A 16,590-nucleotide genomic window follows, 5' to 3' on the forward strand; every position below is an offset into this window, starting at 1 on the left:
GTTTTATATTCCCTGGCGCCCCGGATCCTCCGGCGGCTGCTCTTGTTCGATATCTTCCAGTTTCAGCTCCAAGCCCCAGTCGCCAGCCGACGCGGCCTTGGCTGCAGGGGCAGGCGCTGCCACCGGAGCAGCGGCGGCTGGCGCAGGCTTGGCGTTTGCCGGGTTGTCGCGGTAGAGCTTGAGTTTCAGCCGCACGTTGTTCGCCGAGTCGGCGTTCTTCACCGCCTCTTCTTCATCGATGGCGCCCTCGTGTACCAGATCGATCAGCGCCTGATCGAAGGTCTGCATGCCGAGATTCTTGGATTTCTCCATGATCTCCTTGAGCTCGGAGAATTCATTGCGCTTGATCAGATCGCGCACCGTCGGCGTACCCAGCATCACCTCCACTGCCGCGCGGCGCTTGCCGTCGACGGTCTTGACCAGGCGTTGAGAGACGAAGGCCTTGAGGTTGTTGCCCAGATCGTTGAGCAACTGCGGCCGGCGCTCTTCAGGGAAGAAGTTGATGATGCGGTCCAGCGCCTGGTTGGCGTTGTTGGCGTGCAGGGTGGAAATCGCCAGGTGCCCGGTATCGGCGAAGGCCAGCGCATGCTCCATGGTCTCGCGGTCGCGAATCTCGCCGATCAGGATCACGTCCGGCGCCTGGCGCAGGGTATTCTTCAGCGCCGCATGGAAGCTGCGTGTATCCACGCCGACCTCGCGCTGGTTGATGATCGACTTCTTGTGCCGGTGCACGTACTCCACCGGGTCTTCGATGGTGATGATGTGTCCGCCGCTGTTGCGGTTGCGGTAGTCGATCAGCGCCGCCAGCGAGGTCGACTTGCCCGAGCCGGTACCACCGACGAACAGCACCAGACCACGTTTTTCCATGACCGTGCTGAGCAAGACCTCGGGAAGCTTCAGATCTTCGAAACGCGGGATCTCCATCTTGATGTTGCGCGCGACGATGGACACCTCGTTGCGCTGCTTGAAGATATTGATACGGAAGCGACCGACTCCAGCCAGCGAAATGGCCAGGTTCATTTCCAGTTCACGCTCGAATTCTTCACGTTGCGCGCTATCCATGATCGAGTCGGCGATGGCTGCGACGTCCCCGGATTTCATCGGCTCCTGGCTGAGCGCCTTGAGCACACCGTTGAACTTGGCACAGGGCGGCGCACCGGTAGACAGATAGAGATCGGAACCATCCTGGCTGGACAGGATTTTCAGCATTGCGTGGAGATCCATGGCGGCGTTTCCGTCAGCAGCGATTGAAATACCATAGGCCATGATTGATCCGCTGTGCGGACAACACATGTCCCATAAAATTGACGTCATTCTGCTGGCGCAGCGAATGCTGGCACAATAGCGCTCTGAAAGAATTGAGGACCCCATCAATGGCAAAGGCAATGGCCCGCCACATCCTGGTCAAGACCGAAGCGGAAGCCGCCGCCCTGAAAAAGCGCATCGCTGCCGGAGAAGCGTTCGATGTACTGGCACGCAAGCACTCCACCTGCCCTTCCGGCAAGAAGGGTGGTGATCTGGGAGAGATCCGTCCCGGGCAGATGGTCCGCGCGGTGGATCAGGTGATTTTCAAGAAGCCCCTGCGCGAGGTGCACGGCCCGGTGAAGACCCAATTCGGCTATCACCTGATCCAGGTGTTCTACCGCGATTGAGCCGCGCTCAGGCGTCCGTCTCGCCCATGAACTCGACGATCTTGCTCCTGAGCCAGCGCTCGGCAGGATCGTTGTCGGTCACCCCGCTCCAGACCATGGAAAGATCCGAGTTGACCAACTCGAATGGTGGATCGTCGGCTCGCAGATGGGTCCCTTCGATCAATGCCGCAGCTGCGAAATCCGGGACGGTGGCGAGCATCTCCGTACCGGCGATGATCGAGCGCAGGCCACTGAACTGTGGCACCGCCAGCACCACACGACGTGATCGATTCAGACGGGCCAGATCGTTGTCGATGTTGCCACACAGGTCGCCCGAGAAGGACACCAACGCGTGTGGCCGCGCGCAGTACTCATCCAGTGTCAGTTGCCCCGGGCGATCATCGCCACGCAGCACCTTGACCCGCATCTCACGTAACTTGCGCCGTTTGGCGTTGGCTGGCAGCTCCGTGGTGTAGCTGACGCCAACGGAGATCTCCCCAGATGCCAGCATCGACGACATCAGCAGGAAGTTGACCCGACGCACCACGATCACCACCTCCGGTGCCTCCTCGCGGATCTGGTTGAGCAGCGCCGGAAACAGCCCGAACTCGGCATCGTCCGACAGCCCGATGCGGAAGGTGTCGCGATTGGTTGCCGGGTTGAACTCGCGGGCGCGGCTCACTGCACCCGAGATGGTGTCCATTGCCGGCTGCAGCTCCTTGAGAATCGCCAGAGCCCGCGCCGTCGGCTCGAAACCACGACCGTTGCGCACCAGCAGCGGGTCGTCGAACAGATCACGCAAGCGCGCCAACGCCGCGCTGACCGCCGGTTGACCGAGAAACAGCTTCTCGGCGGCGCGGGTCAGGTTCTTCTCGAACATCAACGTTTCGAAGATCACCAGCAGATTGAGGTCGACACGGCGCAGGTCGTTGCGATTCATCCAGCATCCTTGGAGTTCAGAATTGACGGCGCATTAAAGCAGCAAGTCTCATGCCTGGGCAGCCCATTCAGAGACCGAGTTCGGACAGCCCTGGGTGATCATCCGGGCGACGGCCCTGCGGCCAGCGGAATTTGCGCTCAGATTCCTCAATCGGCAGGTCGTTGAGGCAGGCGTAGCGATTGATCATCAAGCCATCGGCGCCGAACTCCCAGTTCTCGTTACCGTAGGAACGGAACCAGTTGCCCGAGTCGTCGCGCCATTCATAGGCATAGCGCACGGCGATACGGTTATCGGTGAAGGCCCAGAGCTCCTTGATCAGGCGATATTCCAGTTCCTTGTCCCACTTGCGCTCGAGAAAGGCCTGTGCCTGGTCACGGCCGTTGATGAACTCGGCACGGTTGCGCCAGCGTGTGTCCAGGCTATAGGCCTTCGCCACCTTGGCCGCATCGCGGCTGTTCCAGCCATCCTCGGCCAGACGGACTTTCTGAATGGCGCTCTCGCGGGTGAACGGCGGTAGCGGCGGACGAACCTCTTCATTGGACGACATAACGGCACCTCTTGCTTTCAGGGAATTGTGCCCGTCACCGGGCGGTCAGGGTCTGCAACAGTATTGACGCGGTTTTGCCTGCACAGTCAGCAGCGTCGGCCTGGCGGGTGACCATGGCAACGGCAGTCGCGCCATCGATCAACAGCAACAGTTGCCTGGCCACGCCTTCGGGGTCAGCCAACCGACAGGCTTCAGTCAGTTGATTCAGGTAGTCGAGCAGCCGCTGCTTGTGCAGTACCGCAACGGCGCGAATTTCGCTGGCCGGATCACCTATCTCACCGGCCGCATTGATGAAGGCGCAGCCATGGAAATCTGCCAATTCGAACCAACTGCGCAACAACGGAAAGATCGCCTGCAGCCGTTCCTGGGGCTCACCGTTGGAAGTGCCGGCGATGAACCATTGCATCCAACGCTCATCACGGGCCCGCAGCGCCGCTGCCACCAGAGCCTCCTTGGTCGGATACAGGCGGTAGATGCTTTTGCGCGCCACGCCCGAGGCCTTGACGATGGCATCCATGCCCGTGGCATTGATGCCTCCGGCGTAGACCAGGCGTTCGGTTGCCTGTAGCAGGCGGTGCTGGATGGAAGGGTCTTCGTGCATGTTCAGCCAACAAGTAGAATGATCGCTCTCGAAGAGACTAGAACGATCATTCTCCACCGTCAAGCGAGCGTACAGAACCGTCTTTGCGTTGCCCCTGTGCGCGAGCGCAATCGCGCTCTAGGGGCGCGCTAACCTGGGCGCATGCTCGGCCATCAGATCGACCACCCAGTCGATGAATACCCGCAGCTTGGCGCTAACATGTCGGTTTGGCGGGAAGGCCAGGTACATCGGCATCGGTGTCATCTGCCAGTCATCGAACAAGTGCACCAGCTCGCCGCTGGCCAGATGCGGCCTGGCCATGTAGTGCGGCAACCAGAGCATGCCCAGGCCCGCCAGGCCGGCCGCCAGATAGGCGTTACCGTCATCAACCGTCAGCAATGGCCGGCCCTGCGCCTCGACGCGCTCATCACCTCGCTGCATGGCGTAGGGCAAGGCCTTGCCGGTGCGCGACCAGAGAAAGCCCACCGTGCTGTGCCCCGCTGCCTCCAGCTCTCGCGGATGCATCGGCGTACCGCAGCGCTGCAGATAATCTGGCGTGGCATAGATCCCGAGCTGCAGATCGCCGACATGACGGGCGACCAGCGATTGGTCGGTGATCTCGCCACCGCGCACCACGCAATCGATGTTTTCGCCGATGATGTCGACGATGCGGTCACTCACGCCCAGCGTCAGCTGAATCTCCGGATAGCGTGCGTAGAACGCCGGCAGCGCAGGAATCAGCAGCATGTGCGCGAACGGGCTCGGTACATCCACTCGCAAACGGCCGCGTGGCGCCATCGATGCGCTGGACAGACTAGTCTCGGCATCGTCGACATCGGCCAGCAGGCGCACGACTCGCTCGTAATAGGCCGCACCGTCAGCGGTGACGTTGACCTTGCGCGTGGTGCGATTGAGCAGGCGCACACGCAAGCGCGCTTCCAGTTGCTGGACGAGCTGCGTGACGCTGGTCTTGCTCATGTGCAGGGTCGCGGCAGCCTTGGTGAAGCTGCCGGTCTCAACGACCCGAGCGAATGCCTGCATCGCATCGAAACGGTCCATATCGCGCCTCTCTCGACTCTTGATTGTTTGGATTCTACAAACAGTCATGACCAGAGTTGCCGGTTTATCCAGGCCGGCCGTCTTTTTACAGTGACTCCATCGTTAACAACGGGCGGTAATCCAGCCCAGATGGAGGCATGTGATGAGCAATAAACGTGATGTGGTTTTCCCGGCCGACCGCCATGCGCTGTACGAACTTCACCGCTATTCTCCGGCGATTCGTTCCAACGGCTTTCTGTTCGTGTCCGGCCAGGTCGGCAGCCGCAAGGACGGTTCCGCCGAACCGGACCTCAAGGAGCAGGTGCGCCTGGCCTTCATCAATCTCAATGCAATCCTGGCCGAGGCTGGCAGCAGCTTCGACGATGTCGTCGACACGACCATCTTCATGGTCGATCCCCACGCACAATTCGAAACCATCTGGGAAACCGCGGCCGAGTACTGGGGCCAGGCGCCCTACCCGACCGTGACCGCCATCGGCGTGACCTGGTTGTCCGGCTTCGATTTCGAGATCAAGGTGATCGCCAAGCTGCCACAGTGAGTCCTTCGCATCCCTCTGCGCCATGCAAAGGGATGTGTTGCGCCAGACTCAGAGATGGGTGAAGACACGCTCGGCAGGCAGGCGCGACTTCGGCAGCGCGGCGTTGAAGTCGCTGTCGCTGTGATAACCCAGTGCCACGGCGACGACGCTGTTCAGCCCTTTGGCAGCCAGACCCAGCTCTTTGTCCAGAGCCTCATGGTCGATGCCCTCCATCGGCGTGGCATCCACGCCTTTGGCAGCAGCCCCCAGCAGCAGCGTACCCAGCGCCAGGTAGGCCTGTTTCTCCGTCCAGTGCGACATATCGCCAAGATCACGGTGCAATTCCACGTAGCTGCTACGGGTGTTTTGCTGGGTGGTGCGCGCCGCGTCATCGCGGAAACGGCCGTCGTCCGCTTCCTGCTGCAGTACGTCAGCAAGATGGGCCTCGGTGATATCACGACGTGCGCAGATCAGGATCACATGCGAAGCGTTGAGAATCTTCGGCTGGTTGTAGGCGTAGCCGTCCTGGGTACCCTTGGCCAGACGCGCCTTGCCCTCGGCGGTGCTCGCCACGATGAAGTGCCAGGGCTGCGAATTGACCGAAGACGGCGCCAGGCGCAGCAATTCGAGCAACTCGTCGATGATGGCCTGATCCACCTGGCGGCTGGCATCGTAAGCCTTGGTGGTATAGCGCTGGCGAGCGAAGGAAACGGGGCTCATGGACAATCTCCTGATCAATGAATGACGCGAAACGGGCGCTAGTCTGAACCAGGCAAGCAAGCGAAAAAAGCGCTCGAAACAGCTAGGAGTTTCAAACAGAAAAAGAAAATACGGATCCGCGCCCAGCAACACCGCACGTGTAGGAGCGGCGCCCCGCCGCGAATCTGTACCAGAACAACTTCGCCCCGGGCGGGGCTCCCACGAAAAGCCGCCAGGAAAGCCTTATCCCAGGGTCTCTCACATTACATCTGCTTACTGGGGCTGCGACAAGCTGCAAACGTATAGGCCGCACTACAGCTGAGTTACGGGTGTAAACATTTAGTAAACGCAATGGATTTTCATTAACTTTAATAGTAAAAGATAGCTTGCTTTCGATCCTGTACCGGCCAGCTCCCCTGCTGGCTGTTTCGGCCTGGAGTCCAGCATGTCTATCCCCTCTTTTCTCAAGCGCACGGCGCTGCTGACCGCCGCGATACTGCTGTTCAATTCCCCCCTGCACGCCAGCGAACGTACCCTCGATAGCGCGCATGGCCCGCTCACGCTCAGCGGCACGCCACAGCGCGTGGTCGCATTGGGCGACAGCGCCCTGGATGCGGCGTTGTCGCTTGGCATTCAGCCGGTTGGTACCCTGGCCAGTCGCGGCGGCGATGACGTACCGGACTACCTGAAGTCCAAGACCGGCCCGATCACCCTGGTCGGTAGCGTGCGTGAGCCCAACCTCGAGGCCATTCTGCGCCTGCAACCGGATCTGGTACTGGCCTCGAGCGAACTGGCACCGGAGATGTATGCGAAGTTGAGCCTGATGGCGCCAACCGTGGTGCCCAAGGGCGACAGTTTCCAGGACTGGCGCCTGACCTACGGCACTTATGCCGAGGCGCTCGACAAGGCTGAGGACGGCAAGCAACGCATCGCCGAGATCGAGGCACGCAGTGCTGCGCTGCGTGAGCGCCTGCAGCAGGGCCAGGAAGTCAGCGTGGTGCGCTGGAATCCGCAGGGGCCGGTGATCATGTCCAGCCACCTGTTTGTCGGCCAATTGCTCGATGAGCTTGGCCTGCGCCCCAACGAGCTGGCCGCCGCGCAGGACAAGAAGCCGCACAGCGATGTACTCAGCCTGGAAAATCTCTCACGCATCAATGCCGACTGGATCTTCCTTGCCACGCTCAATCCGGATGGCCGTAAAGCCCTGGAAGAAGCCCGCAAGCAACCCGCGTTCTCACGCCTGAAAGCTGTTGCCGAAGATCGCGTGGTAACCGTCGATGGGCAGATCTGGAGCAGTAGCGCCGGCTACCTGGCCGCTGAGCAGGTGCTCGATGACGTGGAGAAGGCTTTGCTCGACTGATGCTCGCGCCACGCCTTCCAGTTGCCAAGGCACTGGGTTTGACCGCCCTGTGCCTTTTGCTTTTGTGCGTCGCCAGCCTGCTCCTGGGGGCAGGTGATATCGGCATTGTGCCCAGCCTGCAGGCGCTGCTGGGCGGTAGCGATGACGACGCCCGCTTCATCGTCTTCGACTTGCGCTGGATACGTACCGAGCTGGCGCTGCTGGTGGGGCTCGCCCTCGGCGCTGCGGGTGTTCTGCTGCAGGCGGTGACCCGCAACCCACTGGCCGAACCCGGGCTTCTCGGCGTCAGCGCCGGTGCTTCCTTCGCCGTGGTACTGGCGATCAACCTGGGCGCATCCGCCGCCAGCCTGCATCTGGGCGTCGCCATGCTCGGTTCACTTGTCGGCTGCGTACTGGTGCTGCTGGTGACTCGCCTGCGCGGCGTCGGTGACGATCCGGTACGCCTGGTACTGGCCGGTGCCGCTTTCTCCGGCATGCTCGGCGCGCTGAGCAGCCTGTTGCTGCTGTGGGACCAACGCACGGCCGACGAGATGCGTTTCTGGGTCATCGGCGCTCTGGCAGGTCGCCCGCTGGATACACTTGACTGGAGCCTGCCCGGGCTTATCGCCGGGCTGGTCATGGCGTTGCTGGTCGTTCGACCACTGGCCGCCCTGGCGCTGGGCGAGCGTGTTGCCAGCGGCCTCGGCCACCATCCGCAACTGACCCGTCTGGGCACCCTGCTGGCCGTGGCGATTCTGGTCGGTACGGCAACTGCGGCGGCCGGTCCCATCGCCTTCATCGGTCTTATCGTGCCCTACATCGCCCGCCGCCTGGTCGGCTCCGACATCCGCCGTACCCTGGGTTTGAGCATGCTGCTCGGTCCTTGCGTGCTACTGCTTGCGGACGTCATCTCGCGGTTGCTGGTGCGCCCTTACGAATTGCCGGTCGGCGTGGTGACGGCATTTGTCGGCGCGCCGATCCTCATCGCCGTGGTGCGCAACCACCGCATGCCGACCCTGTGACATGAACGCACCTTCCTCACGCCCGCTACTCGCCCCTCACGGTCATTACCTGCTAAGCATGGGCCGATACAGTCTGTTGCTGCATCGCCGCAGCCTGGCCGTCGCCTGCATTCTCGGCGTGCTGCTGCTCGCGGTGAGCTCCTGGCTGCTGGCTGCCGGTGACGACGCCCTGACGCCCTGGAAGGCACTGCAGGCCGCCTTCGGCCAGGGCGAAGCACTGCAGGTATTCCTGATTCAAGAGCTACGCCTGCCGCGTCTTGTCGCCGGCCTGCTCAGCGGCGCAGCACTGGGCGCCGCGGGTTGCCTGCTGCAGACCCTGGCGCGCAACCGCCTGGCAACGCCCGGGGTGATCGGCATCGATAACGGCGCGACGGCCTTTGCCGTCGCCTCCATCGTTGCCGTTCCCACCAGCCTGGCGCCCTCGGCACTGGCCCTGAGCGGCGCCGCCACGGCTGCGGCACTGACTTTCGCGCTGGCCGCAGGCGGTGGCGCCCGAGGTTATCGCTTCATCGTCGTCGGTATCGCCATTGGCGCGCTGTTCGGCGCCTTGACCAACCTGATGCTGGCGCGCAGCGACATGGACGCGGCCAACGCCGCCTACCCCTGGACCGTCGGCAGCCTGAATGCACGTCCGGCAGACTCGGTCATGCTGCTGGGCATTGGCCTGGCGCTTGGCTTGCCGCTGGCCAAGCTGCTGGTGGGTGCGCTGAGCCTGATGCGTTTTTCCGACAGCGTGGCCATTGGCCTCGGCGTGCGCCTGCGGCTGATGCGCTTGCTCACCCTGATCCTGTGCGTCTGGCTCACTGCTCTGGCCGTGGCTGTAGTCGGCCCTGTCGGGCTGATAGCCCTGGCCGCGCCGGAGATGGCCCGCCACCTGTGCAGCCGCCATGGCGTTCCGGTATGCAACGCAGCGCTGTCCGGTGCGCTGATGATGATTCTGGCCGACTGGATCGGTCGTACCCTGCTGGCCCCCATCGAGATTCCGGTCGGCATCATTGCCGCTGTGGTCGGCGGCCCCTACTTGCTGTGGATTCTGCTGCGTCAGACCCCGCGGAGCTCGACATGACCCTGCTTTCCTCTCTGCTCGGCAACGCCAGCCAGCCAGACGTGACGCTGCAAGCTCGCGACCTGAGCATGGGCTATGCCCAGAACCTGATCATCGACAACCTCAACCTGCTGATCCCCACCGGCAAGGTCAGCGCCATCGTCGGCCCCAATGGTTGCGGCAAATCCACCCTGCTGGCCGGGCTGGCACGCCTGCACAAGCCCATTTCGGGCTCTGTACTGCTCGACGGCAAAGCGATCGGTAGCCTGCCCTCGCGCGAGGTGGCGCGTCGGCTCGCATTGCTGCCGCAGGATGCCAGTGCACCCGATGGCCTGACCGTCAGCGAACTGATCCGCTTCGGCCGCCAGCCCCACCAGAGCCTTCTGCGCCAGTGGAGCGAGGAAGATCAGGCGATCGTCGACGCCGCGCTAGTCGCGGCTGACCTGGTACAACTGGCTGATCGCCCTCTGGAGTCGATGTCCGGAGGCCAGCGCCAGCGTGCCTGGATTGCCATGGCCATCGCCCAGACCACGCCTCTGCTGCTGCTCGACGAGCCCACCTCGGCGCTGGATCTCGGCCACCAGATCGAGGTATTCGAACTGATCCGGCAACTGGCTGCAGCCGGCAAAACCATCGTCATGGTGGTCCACGATCTCTCCAGTGCCTGTCGCTATGCCGACCATCTGATCGCCATGCATCAGGGCCATGTCATTGCCAGCGGCAGCCCCGACGAGATCGTCACCTCGGACCTGGTGGAACGACTGTACGGCGTCAGTTGCACCTTGTTACGCGACCCAGTGAGCGGGACGCCAGTGATCGCAGGCGTCAGCAAGATGTAACGCCACGCGGGGCGCACCGACGCCTCATGCGCAGTTGACGCAACGCTCTCAAATAAATGTAAGAAATTGACGATTCTGCCTTTCTGAAATCTCTTACATGGCCGCGAATTTTACTGACCAATCAGTCATTTATCAGTGACGATTCAATTCCTAGCGTAACCGTCGGAAATACGTGCTTTTTGAGCACTTGCAGTGCTTGAACTATGGTCCAGACAAGTCCATCTGGAAGGTACTTGACCGATGAAGTGCGCCATGAGAACCGCTGTTCTGGCTCTTTCCCTCCTCTCCACGCCGGCCTTTTCAGCCGGTGAATTGCAAGGCCAACTGAACGTACAGATCACCATTGGTAGCGGCTGCACGGTCACAAACGGCAGTGCCAGTGGCAGCAGTAATACCTTCGGTTCGATTTCATTCGGCGACTACACCGACCTCAACAACTTGATCGACGGCCGCTCATTCGGCAGTGCGGGTGGTAGTTCATTCGGCCTTCAATGTACGCAGGATACGCCCTACACCATCGCCCTGAGTCCCGGACAGAATGCAACCGGCGGACAGCGACGCATGATCAGTGGCGGTGCGTACGTGGCCTACAACCTTTACCAGGACAGCGCCCGCTCCGACCCCTGGGGAGACGGTGGCGCAACAGGTGACATCGTCTCCGGGACAGGCACAGGCAGCGACGAGGAAGTGATCGTCTATGGTCGTGTGCCGGCGCAAACCACACCGGCAGCAGGCACTTACACGGACACCGTGCAAGTCACCATCGCCTGGTAATCCCCTCCTTCACGCAAGAGGACCGCACACAGCCCAGGGAAGAATCGTCATGGAGCGTCTGATCGCCTTTCTACTACTGCTGACGCCGGGAATGCTGCTCGCAGTCGACAAGACAGCCACCATCGGGCTGAGTGTAGAGGTGCTTCCAGCCTGCCAGGCAGGGACCAACAGTGGCTCGGGAGTCAGTTTCGGCACCCTGGATTTCGGCACCCATATTCGGCTCGACAACCTGATCAGCCAAGTTGGCCAACCCGGCGCCGGCGCACTTCGCGTCAACTGCCAGCAGAACGTCCCCTATCGCGTTCTGATCAATGCGGGCCACAGCGGTACCACCAGCAATCGGCAAATGGCCGGCCCTGGAAGCGCAGTCGTTGCTTACAACCTCTACACCAACGCAGACCACACGACGATCTGGGACGACACCACTGGCATGAGTGCGCTGGGCAACGGTCAAGACCAGTGGCTACCGATCTACGCCCGCGTTCTCGCGCAAAGCGCTCCGCCAGCCGGCAGCTATGGCGACACCCTGACCGTCACGGTGAGTTGGTGATGCCGTGCCACAGGCAAACGCTCGTCATAGCCCAGATGGTCTGCCTGTTCGCCATGACGGCGTCTGCGCCGCCACTGCAGGCCGACACGGGAGTCAACGACCAGATCGTCAGCCAGAGTTTTCAACTGCGCGCCGAAATCGTGCCCGGCTGCCTGCTCGGGACGGGCGCCAGCGACGCCACTTCGTTCGGCAACATGTCGTTCGGCCAGATCAGCAACCTGCCAAGCAATCTGGATATCGTCAGTACACCGGGCAACGGCTCGATCATTCTGCAGTGCTCGCCGGGCACTGCAGTGAGCCTGTCGTTGAATGCGGGGCTGAATACTGGCGGCGCCGGTATCGGGACTGGCCGGTACCTTGCCAGGGGCACCGAGCGCCTGCGTTACCAGCTCTATCAGGACGCTGCGCGCAGCGTCGTCTGGGGCGACGACAGCAACGGCGGTACCCGCATGAGCATCAATTTTCCGGGCGGTGGCGCCAGCCAGACCTATGCCGTTTACGCCAGGCTGTTCAGTGTCAGCCCCATGCCCTCTGCTGGTATTTACACCGACACCATCACCGTTACCGTGAGTTACTGAACCATGTGGACGCGCGCCCTGCTGATCTGCTTCCTGCTTCTGATAGCTGCCGTGATGAGCATGACCACGCACGCGGCCACATCCATACTCATCTGGCCGATCAATCCGATGATCGAGGCGGATCGTCAAAAGTCTGCCGCGCTCTGGCTGGAAAACCGGGGGCAAGACCCTGTGGACCTGCAAGTCAGGGTACTGACCTGGGAGCAGGAAGCCTTCGAAGATCGGCTGACGCCGCAGAAGCAGGTGGTTGGCAGCCCGCCGATGGCTACCTTGCAGCCCGGCAAGCGACAACTGGTAAGGCTGGTCAACCTGGAACCGCCAAGTGCCGGCATGCTGCGCACCTATCGTGTGCTGGTAGACGAGGTTCTGCCGCCACAGGCCCGTCCGTCACAACTGGGCGTGCAATTCCAGATGCGCTATTCGGTGCCGCTGGTGGTAGTCGGACCAGGGGCCTATCTGGATGACGGGCTGCGCGAGCCACCCAGGCAAGGCCGACCACTGGCCCCTGAGCTGCGCTACCGCTTCGTCGACGGGCAAGACGGCACCTTCCTCTATTTGCGCAATACCGGTCCGGCGCCAGCAAGACTGTCTCAGGTCGACCTGCTGCAAGGCAGTGGCCGCAAATCCTTTGCTGAAGGGCTTCTCGGTTATGTGCTTCCTGGCGCGCAGATGCGCTGGCCGTTGCCGGCCGGAACGCGCAGCGGCCAGGTACAGGCCCGCATCAACGAAAGTCGACAAGCGCAGACGCTGCTACCTGAGTAGGTCGCTCGCACTGCTGGTGCTGGTTGCTTCGCTCTCCGTGCAATTCGCTTGCGGGGAAGACATGGAACAACTGGCGCAGGCTCAAGAGCTGTATCTGGAGTTGGTCGTCAATGAACTGCCCAGCGGCAAGGTCACGCAAGTGAAGGAACAACAGGGTCGGTTATTCGTGCAGCGCGACGATCTGCTCGCAGCAGGCGTACGCCTGCCTGCGACGACCTCATCATGGATTGCCCTTGATCAGATCGAGGCGCTGCAGAGCGAATACCAGCAGGAGAGCCAACGCCTGCTACTGACCCTGCCCAGCGAGTGGCTGCCGCATCAGCGCTTCGGGCCGAACAGCCTGAGTGAGCCAGTGCCAGCACAAAGCAGCTTCGGCGCACTGTTCAACTATGACCTTTATTACAACCACACCGAGAACGCAGCCCATTTTGCCAACACCTGGCTGGAGCAGCGCGTGTTCGACGGTTTCGGCATGATCTCCAACACCGGCGTCTATCGCCACAGTTTCTCGGGCGCCGGCTACCGTGATGGCTATACCCGCTACGACACCACCTGGCGTTTCAACGATCAACGCCGCATGCTCAGCTTCAGCGGCGGCGACCTCATCACTGGCGCCCTGACCTGGAATAGTGCGGTACGCCTCGGCGGCGTGCAGATCTCCCGTGATTTCTCCCTGCGCCCGGATCTGATCACCTATCCCCTGCCTCGCTTCGACGGCGACGCAGCGGTTCCCAGTACGCTGGATCTGTTCATCGATGATGCGCGCATCAGCCAACAGGATTTGCGCCCTGGCCCCTTCACCCTCAATACCGTGCCTTACATCAGCGGCGCAGGCACGGCGACACTGGTCACCACGGATGTACTCGGCAGACAGGTGTCGACGACCGTGCCCTTCTACGTCACCGACAGCCTGTTACGTAAAGGCCTCTCCGACTTCTCCCTGTCACTGGGCAAGCTGCGCCGCAATTATGGTGTCGAGGACTTCGCCTACGGCAGCTTCGTAGGCAGCGGCAGCCTGCGCTACGGGCTGACAGACAGAATCACTCTGGAAGCACACGGCGAGACTGGCGCAGGCCTGAGACAGGCCGGCGCAGGCGCCACGCTAGGGCTGGGCCTGCTCGGCACGCTGACCAGCTCGATCAGCCAGAGCAGCGGTATTGGCAATGGCCAGCAGTACAGCCTTGGCTACAGCTACTATGCGCGCCGCTTCGGCATCACGGCGCAGCGTATTCAACGCACTTCCGACTACGCCGACTTGAGCGTTGCCCATGCACTGGACAATGACCTGGCCGGAGGGCCGTTGAGCAAGATTCAGGATCAGCTCACCTTCAGCTTCAGCCCGGAACGCCTCGGGTCCTTCGGCATCGGTTATTTCGCCAGCCAGGAACACAGCGGCCGACGGACACGACTGCTCAACCTGTCCTGGTCACGCAGCCTGTGGGGCAACAGCAGCTTCTATCTTTCCCTCAACCGCCAACTGGACGACGGCACCCACTCCGTTCAGGCCCAACTGGTCGTCCCATTTGACCTGTATGCCAGCCTGACGACAGGTGTAGAGCGCGACGGCAACGGCAACCAGAGAGCCCGGGTCAATTACAGCCGCAACCCTCCGAGCGAAGGCGGCGTCGGCTGGAACCTGGGCGTCGCCGACGGCGACAGCCAATACCGTCAGGCGGATCTGACCTGGCGTACCCCTCATGCCCAGATTCAGGCTGGCATGTACGACAACGACGGTATTACCACGCAATGGGGCGGCGTCAGTGGCTCGCTGGTGGCCATGCAGGGGCAGGTTTTCGCCAGTAACCGTATCGACGATGCCTTCGTACTGGTCAGCACCGAAGGCCAGGCGAACGTGCCGGTCCGTTATGAGCACCAATTGCTCGGCCGTACCGACAACGCAGGATATCTGCTGGTACCTTGGGTGCCGGCTTACTACCCCGGCCAGTACGAAGTGGATCTACTGGACCTGCCAAGCAATCTGCAACTCTCCGAAACGCGCAAACGCATCGCTGTCCATCAGGGCAGCGGCGCAGTGCTCGACTTCCCCATGGTCATGACGTTATCCGCCAGCATTCAGCTGGTCGACGGAGCTGGCCAGCCACTGCCTCGCGGTAGCCAGGTCGTGCACCACCCCAGCGGGCAAAACACCTACATCGGCTGGGACGGCCAGCTCTATTTCGAGGGACTGGCAGAGAAAAACCGGCTGGATGTGCGTACGCCCGATGGGAACAGTTGCAGCAGCGAATTTGCTCTGGACGACAAAGCCGTGGAAATGGCGGTGCTGGGACCGCTACCGTGCCTGAGCCCCGGAGGTCGACCATGACCCGCCTGGTGCTTCTCGCATTACTGCTTTGCTCGACACTCGCAGCCGTACCAGCACAGGCCTGCAATATCTATGCGGCCTCCGTGAGCCTGGGCAACACCAATTCCCTGAGCCTACGCAATATGCCACAACAGGCTGCAGCAGGCGCGGGACTGTCCTGCCCGGGTGTTCTCCAGGTGCTGACCGCTGCCTACGTAAGGGTGACCCTGCAACAAGCTGGCCCCCTGGTATTGCAGGACGGCCAAGGCAACCAGATCCCCTTCCAGATCTATCGGGACGCTGGCTACAACCAGGCCTTGGTAGCGGGTCAGCCCCAGCAGCTCGATGCGATCAACCTGCTGGCACTTGGCGGCAGCGCCAGTGCGATCGGCCTGTACTTTCGCACCAACCTCGGTCCTAACGTTCCGGCGGGCACTTACACAGCCACGGTAACCCTGCGCTGGGACTGGGCCATCTGCACGGTCGGACTGATCAATCTCTGCTCATGGAGCCGCAGCCCCGGCCTCACTCAACCCTGCCTGGCAATCTGTGGCCCACCCAACAACTGGGGTACGGGTTCTCTCGCCACGCTGACCATTACCCTGGTCGTCAACAAAGCCTGTCGCATCGACACCCTGCCGACCGTGAATTTCGGTGCGAATGCGCTGATCAGTCAGTTCAGCGCGCAACAACGCACCTTTGCGGTCACCTGCACCAATAGCGAGGGCTACACACTCACCTTCGACAACGGCCAGAACTACCAGGCACCCTGGCGACGACTGAGAAACGGCAGCGAATACATACGCTACAACCTCTATCACAACGGCAGCAGCCTGATCTGGAACAACGCCTCGCCACTGACGGCCAGCGGCACCGGCAATTCGCAGAACTTTACCTACCAGGCGATACTCGACCCCGGGCAGGCCAATGCCCCGGTAGGGGTTTATACCGACAATGTGCTGTTGATCATCAACTATTGAGGCGTTACCAGTACACCACCAGTGTCGAGCCGGCATTCTCGAATGATTGCCTCGACGCGGCTGTACCCGAGGTCAATGGCAAAGGCTGCCCACGCTCATCCTGCAGCTGATAAGGCGCATCCCCACAACCGCGCCCATCGACCTGCACCACTGCCTCCGTGCGTTGGGTGAGCACTTCGCATGTCTTGAGAATGGTGAGGCTGATCTGGAGCTGCCCGCTGATCTGCTCAGCGAGAGAATGATTGGCCGAGAGGCACAGGCCCACAGCCGACAGAAAGGCAATAAGTCGTTGGGACGGCATGACGGAGGATCTACGGTGGTAATGGCCTGCTGGGGTTAAGGTCAAAATCCATCCGTAGAAACGGTCACCACAGCGAGACGGTGACCGAAAGTCAGGCCAGACTACCGCGATATCATTATGAAATC

The 16,590-nt window shown here is 61.7% G+C and carries 19 protein-coding genes; 12 read left to right on the plus strand and 7 right to left on the minus strand.

Going from position 1 to position 16,590, the window contains the following annotated elements; genetic code table 11:
* Nucleotides 1–3: 3 nt before the first annotated feature.
* Entirely contained in the window at nucleotides 4–1,224 is a 1,221-nt protein-coding gene (locus ACJRW5_RS13765; protein ID WP_484571067.1) for a PilT/PilU family type 4a pilus ATPase, read from the minus strand.
* A 149-nt stretch (nucleotides 1,225–1,373) separates the two neighbouring features.
* Here ACJRW5_RS13765 and ACJRW5_RS13770 point away from each other — a divergent pair, with 149 nt between their 5' ends.
* The gene (locus tag ACJRW5_RS13770) at nucleotides 1,374–1,652 is read left to right on the plus strand and encodes a peptidylprolyl isomerase (protein ID WP_484571068.1); all 279 of its coding nucleotides are present in this window, start codon (nucleotides 1,374–1,376) and stop codon (nucleotides 1,650–1,652) included.
* 7 nt (nucleotides 1,653–1,659) lie between these two features.
* Here the strand turns inward: ACJRW5_RS13770 and ACJRW5_RS13775 are convergent, their stop codons facing one another.
* From ACJRW5_RS13775 to ACJRW5_RS13790, 4 genes are all read right to left on the minus strand, one after another.
* A complete protein-coding gene (locus tag ACJRW5_RS13775; RefSeq protein ID WP_484571069.1) occupies nucleotides 1,660–2,571 on the minus strand; it encodes a LysR family transcriptional regulator in 912 nt (303 codons plus the stop codon).
* 67 nt (nucleotides 2,572–2,638) lie between these two features.
* Nucleotides 2,639–3,118, minus strand: coding sequence for a nuclear transport factor 2 family protein (locus ACJRW5_RS13780; protein WP_484571070.1), 480 nt, complete (start codon nucleotides 3,116–3,118; stop codon nucleotides 2,639–2,641).
* Nucleotides 3,119–3,152: 34 nt separating this feature from the next.
* Nucleotides 3,153–3,719, minus strand: coding sequence for a TetR/AcrR family transcriptional regulator (locus tag ACJRW5_RS13785; protein WP_484571071.1), 567 nt, complete (start codon nucleotides 3,717–3,719; stop codon nucleotides 3,153–3,155).
* 117 nt (nucleotides 3,720–3,836) lie between these two features.
* Entirely contained in the window at nucleotides 3,837–4,757 is a 921-nt protein-coding gene (locus tag ACJRW5_RS13790; protein ID WP_484571072.1) for a LysR family transcriptional regulator, read from the minus strand.
* A 142-nt stretch (nucleotides 4,758–4,899) separates the two neighbouring features.
* Between ACJRW5_RS13790 and ACJRW5_RS13795 the strand changes: the two genes are divergently transcribed.
* Nucleotides 4,900–5,295 carry a RidA family protein gene (locus tag ACJRW5_RS13795; protein WP_484571073.1) on the plus strand — a complete coding sequence of 132 codons (396 nt, stop codon included), beginning with the start codon at nucleotides 4,900–4,902 and terminating at the stop codon, nucleotides 5,293–5,295.
* A gap of 48 nt (nucleotides 5,296–5,343) precedes the next feature.
* Here the strand turns inward: ACJRW5_RS13795 and nfsB are convergent, their stop codons facing one another.
* A complete protein-coding gene (nfsB, locus tag ACJRW5_RS13800; RefSeq protein WP_484571074.1) occupies nucleotides 5,344–5,994 on the minus strand; it encodes an oxygen-insensitive NAD(P)H nitroreductase in 651 nt (216 codons plus the stop codon).
* A gap of 424 nt (nucleotides 5,995–6,418) precedes the next feature.
* Here nfsB and ACJRW5_RS13805 point away from each other — a divergent pair, with 424 nt between their 5' ends.
* From ACJRW5_RS13805 to ACJRW5_RS13850, 10 genes are all read left to right on the plus strand, one after another.
* Nucleotides 6,419–7,333 (plus strand): ABC transporter substrate-binding protein, encoded by a 915-nt coding sequence (locus ACJRW5_RS13805; protein WP_484571075.1) that lies wholly within the window; start codon nucleotides 6,419–6,421, stop codon nucleotides 7,331–7,333.
* Entirely contained in the window at nucleotides 7,333–8,334 is a 1,002-nt protein-coding gene (locus ACJRW5_RS13810) for a FecCD family ABC transporter permease (protein WP_484571076.1), read from the plus strand. Before ACJRW5_RS13805 ends, ACJRW5_RS13810 begins: the two co-directional genes overlap by 1 nt.
* Before the next feature lies 1 nt (nucleotide 8,335).
* Nucleotides 8,336–9,400 (plus strand): FecCD family ABC transporter permease, encoded by a 1,065-nt coding sequence (locus tag ACJRW5_RS13815; protein ID WP_484571077.1) that lies wholly within the window; start codon nucleotides 8,336–8,338, stop codon nucleotides 9,398–9,400.
* Nucleotides 9,397–10,218: an ABC transporter ATP-binding protein gene (locus ACJRW5_RS13820; RefSeq protein ID WP_484571078.1), complete on the plus strand. Its 822-nt coding sequence runs from the start codon at nucleotides 9,397–9,399 to the stop codon at nucleotides 10,216–10,218. Before ACJRW5_RS13815 ends, ACJRW5_RS13820 begins: the two co-directional genes overlap by 4 nt.
* Before the next feature lie 240 nt (nucleotides 10,219–10,458).
* Nucleotides 10,459–10,992 carry a Csu type fimbrial protein gene (locus tag ACJRW5_RS13825; RefSeq protein ID WP_484571079.1) on the plus strand — a complete coding sequence of 178 codons (534 nt, stop codon included), beginning with the start codon at nucleotides 10,459–10,461 and terminating at the stop codon, nucleotides 10,990–10,992.
* Nucleotides 10,993–11,041: 49 nt separating this feature from the next.
* On the plus strand, nucleotides 11,042–11,542 hold the full coding sequence (locus ACJRW5_RS13830; protein WP_484571080.1) for a Csu type fimbrial protein: 501 nt from the start codon (nucleotides 11,042–11,044) through the stop codon (nucleotides 11,540–11,542).
* Between the two features lie 35 nt (nucleotides 11,543–11,577).
* Nucleotides 11,578–12,120, plus strand: a complete 543-nt coding sequence (locus ACJRW5_RS13835) for a Csu type fimbrial protein (protein ID WP_484571081.1) — start codon at nucleotides 11,578–11,580, stop codon at nucleotides 12,118–12,120.
* Between the two features lie 3 nt (nucleotides 12,121–12,123).
* A complete protein-coding gene (locus tag ACJRW5_RS13840; protein WP_484571082.1) occupies nucleotides 12,124–12,882 on the plus strand; it encodes a fimbrial biogenesis chaperone in 759 nt (252 codons plus the stop codon).
* A 61-nt stretch (nucleotides 12,883–12,943) separates the two neighbouring features.
* Nucleotides 12,944–15,205, plus strand: a complete 2,262-nt coding sequence (locus ACJRW5_RS13845; protein WP_484571083.1) for a fimbria/pilus outer membrane usher protein — start codon at nucleotides 12,944–12,946, stop codon at nucleotides 15,203–15,205.
* On the plus strand, nucleotides 15,202–16,164 hold the full coding sequence (locus ACJRW5_RS13850) for a Csu type fimbrial protein (RefSeq protein WP_484571084.1): 963 nt from the start codon (nucleotides 15,202–15,204) through the stop codon (nucleotides 16,162–16,164). Before ACJRW5_RS13845 ends, ACJRW5_RS13850 begins: the two co-directional genes overlap by 4 nt.
* 4 nt (nucleotides 16,165–16,168) lie before the next feature.
* On the opposite strand, the gene ACJRW5_RS13855 is transcribed toward ACJRW5_RS13850, so the two are convergent.
* Nucleotides 16,169–16,465, minus strand: coding sequence for a hypothetical protein (locus ACJRW5_RS13855; protein ID WP_484571085.1), 297 nt, complete (start codon nucleotides 16,463–16,465; stop codon nucleotides 16,169–16,171).
* Nucleotides 16,466–16,590 lie beyond the last annotated feature (125 nt).

It is taken from the genome of Pseudomonas pichavaramensis, from assembly GCF_050473265.1.
GTDB lineage: Bacteria > Pseudomonadota > Gammaproteobacteria > Pseudomonadales > Pseudomonadaceae > Aquipseudomonas.

What these genes read in the sequence shown, in the direction of transcription:
- ACJRW5_RS13785 (WP_484571071.1), bottom strand. Translation starts at nt 3,719, where the DNA reads ATGCACGAAGACCCTTCCATCCAGCACCGCCTGCTACAGGCAACCGAA.
- ACJRW5_RS13830 (WP_484571080.1), top strand. Translation starts at nt 11,042, where the DNA reads ATGGAGCGTCTGATCGCCTTTCTACTACTGCTGACGCCGGGAATGCTG.
- ACJRW5_RS13790 (WP_484571072.1), bottom strand. Translation starts at nt 4,757, where the DNA reads ATGGACCGTTTCGATGCGATGCAGGCATTCGCTCGGGTCGTTGAGACC.
- ACJRW5_RS13780 (WP_484571070.1), bottom strand. Translation starts at nt 3,118, where the DNA reads ATGTCGTCCAATGAAGAGGTTCGTCCGCCGCTACCGCCGTTCACCCGC.
- ACJRW5_RS13820 (WP_484571078.1), top strand. Translation starts at nt 9,397, where the DNA reads ATGACCCTGCTTTCCTCTCTGCTCGGCAACGCCAGCCAGCCAGACGTG.
- ACJRW5_RS13840 (WP_484571082.1), top strand. Translation starts at nt 12,124, where the DNA reads ATGTGGACGCGCGCCCTGCTGATCTGCTTCCTGCTTCTGATAGCTGCC.
- ACJRW5_RS13835 (WP_484571081.1), top strand. Translation starts at nt 11,578, where the DNA reads ATGGTCTGCCTGTTCGCCATGACGGCGTCTGCGCCGCCACTGCAGGCC.
- ACJRW5_RS13855 (WP_484571085.1), bottom strand. Translation starts at nt 16,465, where the DNA reads ATGCCGTCCCAACGACTTATTGCCTTTCTGTCGGCTGTGGGCCTGTGC.
- ACJRW5_RS13815 (WP_484571077.1), top strand. Translation starts at nt 8,336, where the DNA reads ATGAACGCACCTTCCTCACGCCCGCTACTCGCCCCTCACGGTCATTAC.
- ACJRW5_RS13805 (WP_484571075.1), top strand. Translation starts at nt 6,419, where the DNA reads ATGTCTATCCCCTCTTTTCTCAAGCGCACGGCGCTGCTGACCGCCGCG.
- ACJRW5_RS13810 (WP_484571076.1), top strand. Translation starts at nt 7,333, where the DNA reads ATGCTCGCGCCACGCCTTCCAGTTGCCAAGGCACTGGGTTTGACCGCC.
- ACJRW5_RS13775 (WP_484571069.1), bottom strand. Translation starts at nt 2,571, where the DNA reads ATGAATCGCAACGACCTGCGCCGTGTCGACCTCAATCTGCTGGTGATC.
- ACJRW5_RS13765 (WP_484571067.1), bottom strand. Translation starts at nt 1,224, where the DNA reads ATGGATCTCCACGCAATGCTGAAAATCCTGTCCAGCCAGGATGGTTCC.
- ACJRW5_RS13795 (WP_484571073.1), top strand. Translation starts at nt 4,900, where the DNA reads ATGAGCAATAAACGTGATGTGGTTTTCCCGGCCGACCGCCATGCGCTG.
- ACJRW5_RS13850 (WP_484571084.1), top strand. Translation starts at nt 15,202, where the DNA reads ATGACCCGCCTGGTGCTTCTCGCATTACTGCTTTGCTCGACACTCGCA.
- ACJRW5_RS13825 (WP_484571079.1), top strand. Translation starts at nt 10,459, where the DNA reads ATGAAGTGCGCCATGAGAACCGCTGTTCTGGCTCTTTCCCTCCTCTCC.
- ACJRW5_RS13770 (WP_484571068.1), top strand. Translation starts at nt 1,374, where the DNA reads ATGGCAAAGGCAATGGCCCGCCACATCCTGGTCAAGACCGAAGCGGAA.
- ACJRW5_RS13845 (WP_484571083.1), top strand. Translation starts at nt 12,944, where the DNA reads ATGGAACAACTGGCGCAGGCTCAAGAGCTGTATCTGGAGTTGGTCGTC.
- nfsB (WP_484571074.1), bottom strand. Translation starts at nt 5,994, where the DNA reads ATGAGCCCCGTTTCCTTCGCTCGCCAGCGCTATACCACCAAGGCTTAC.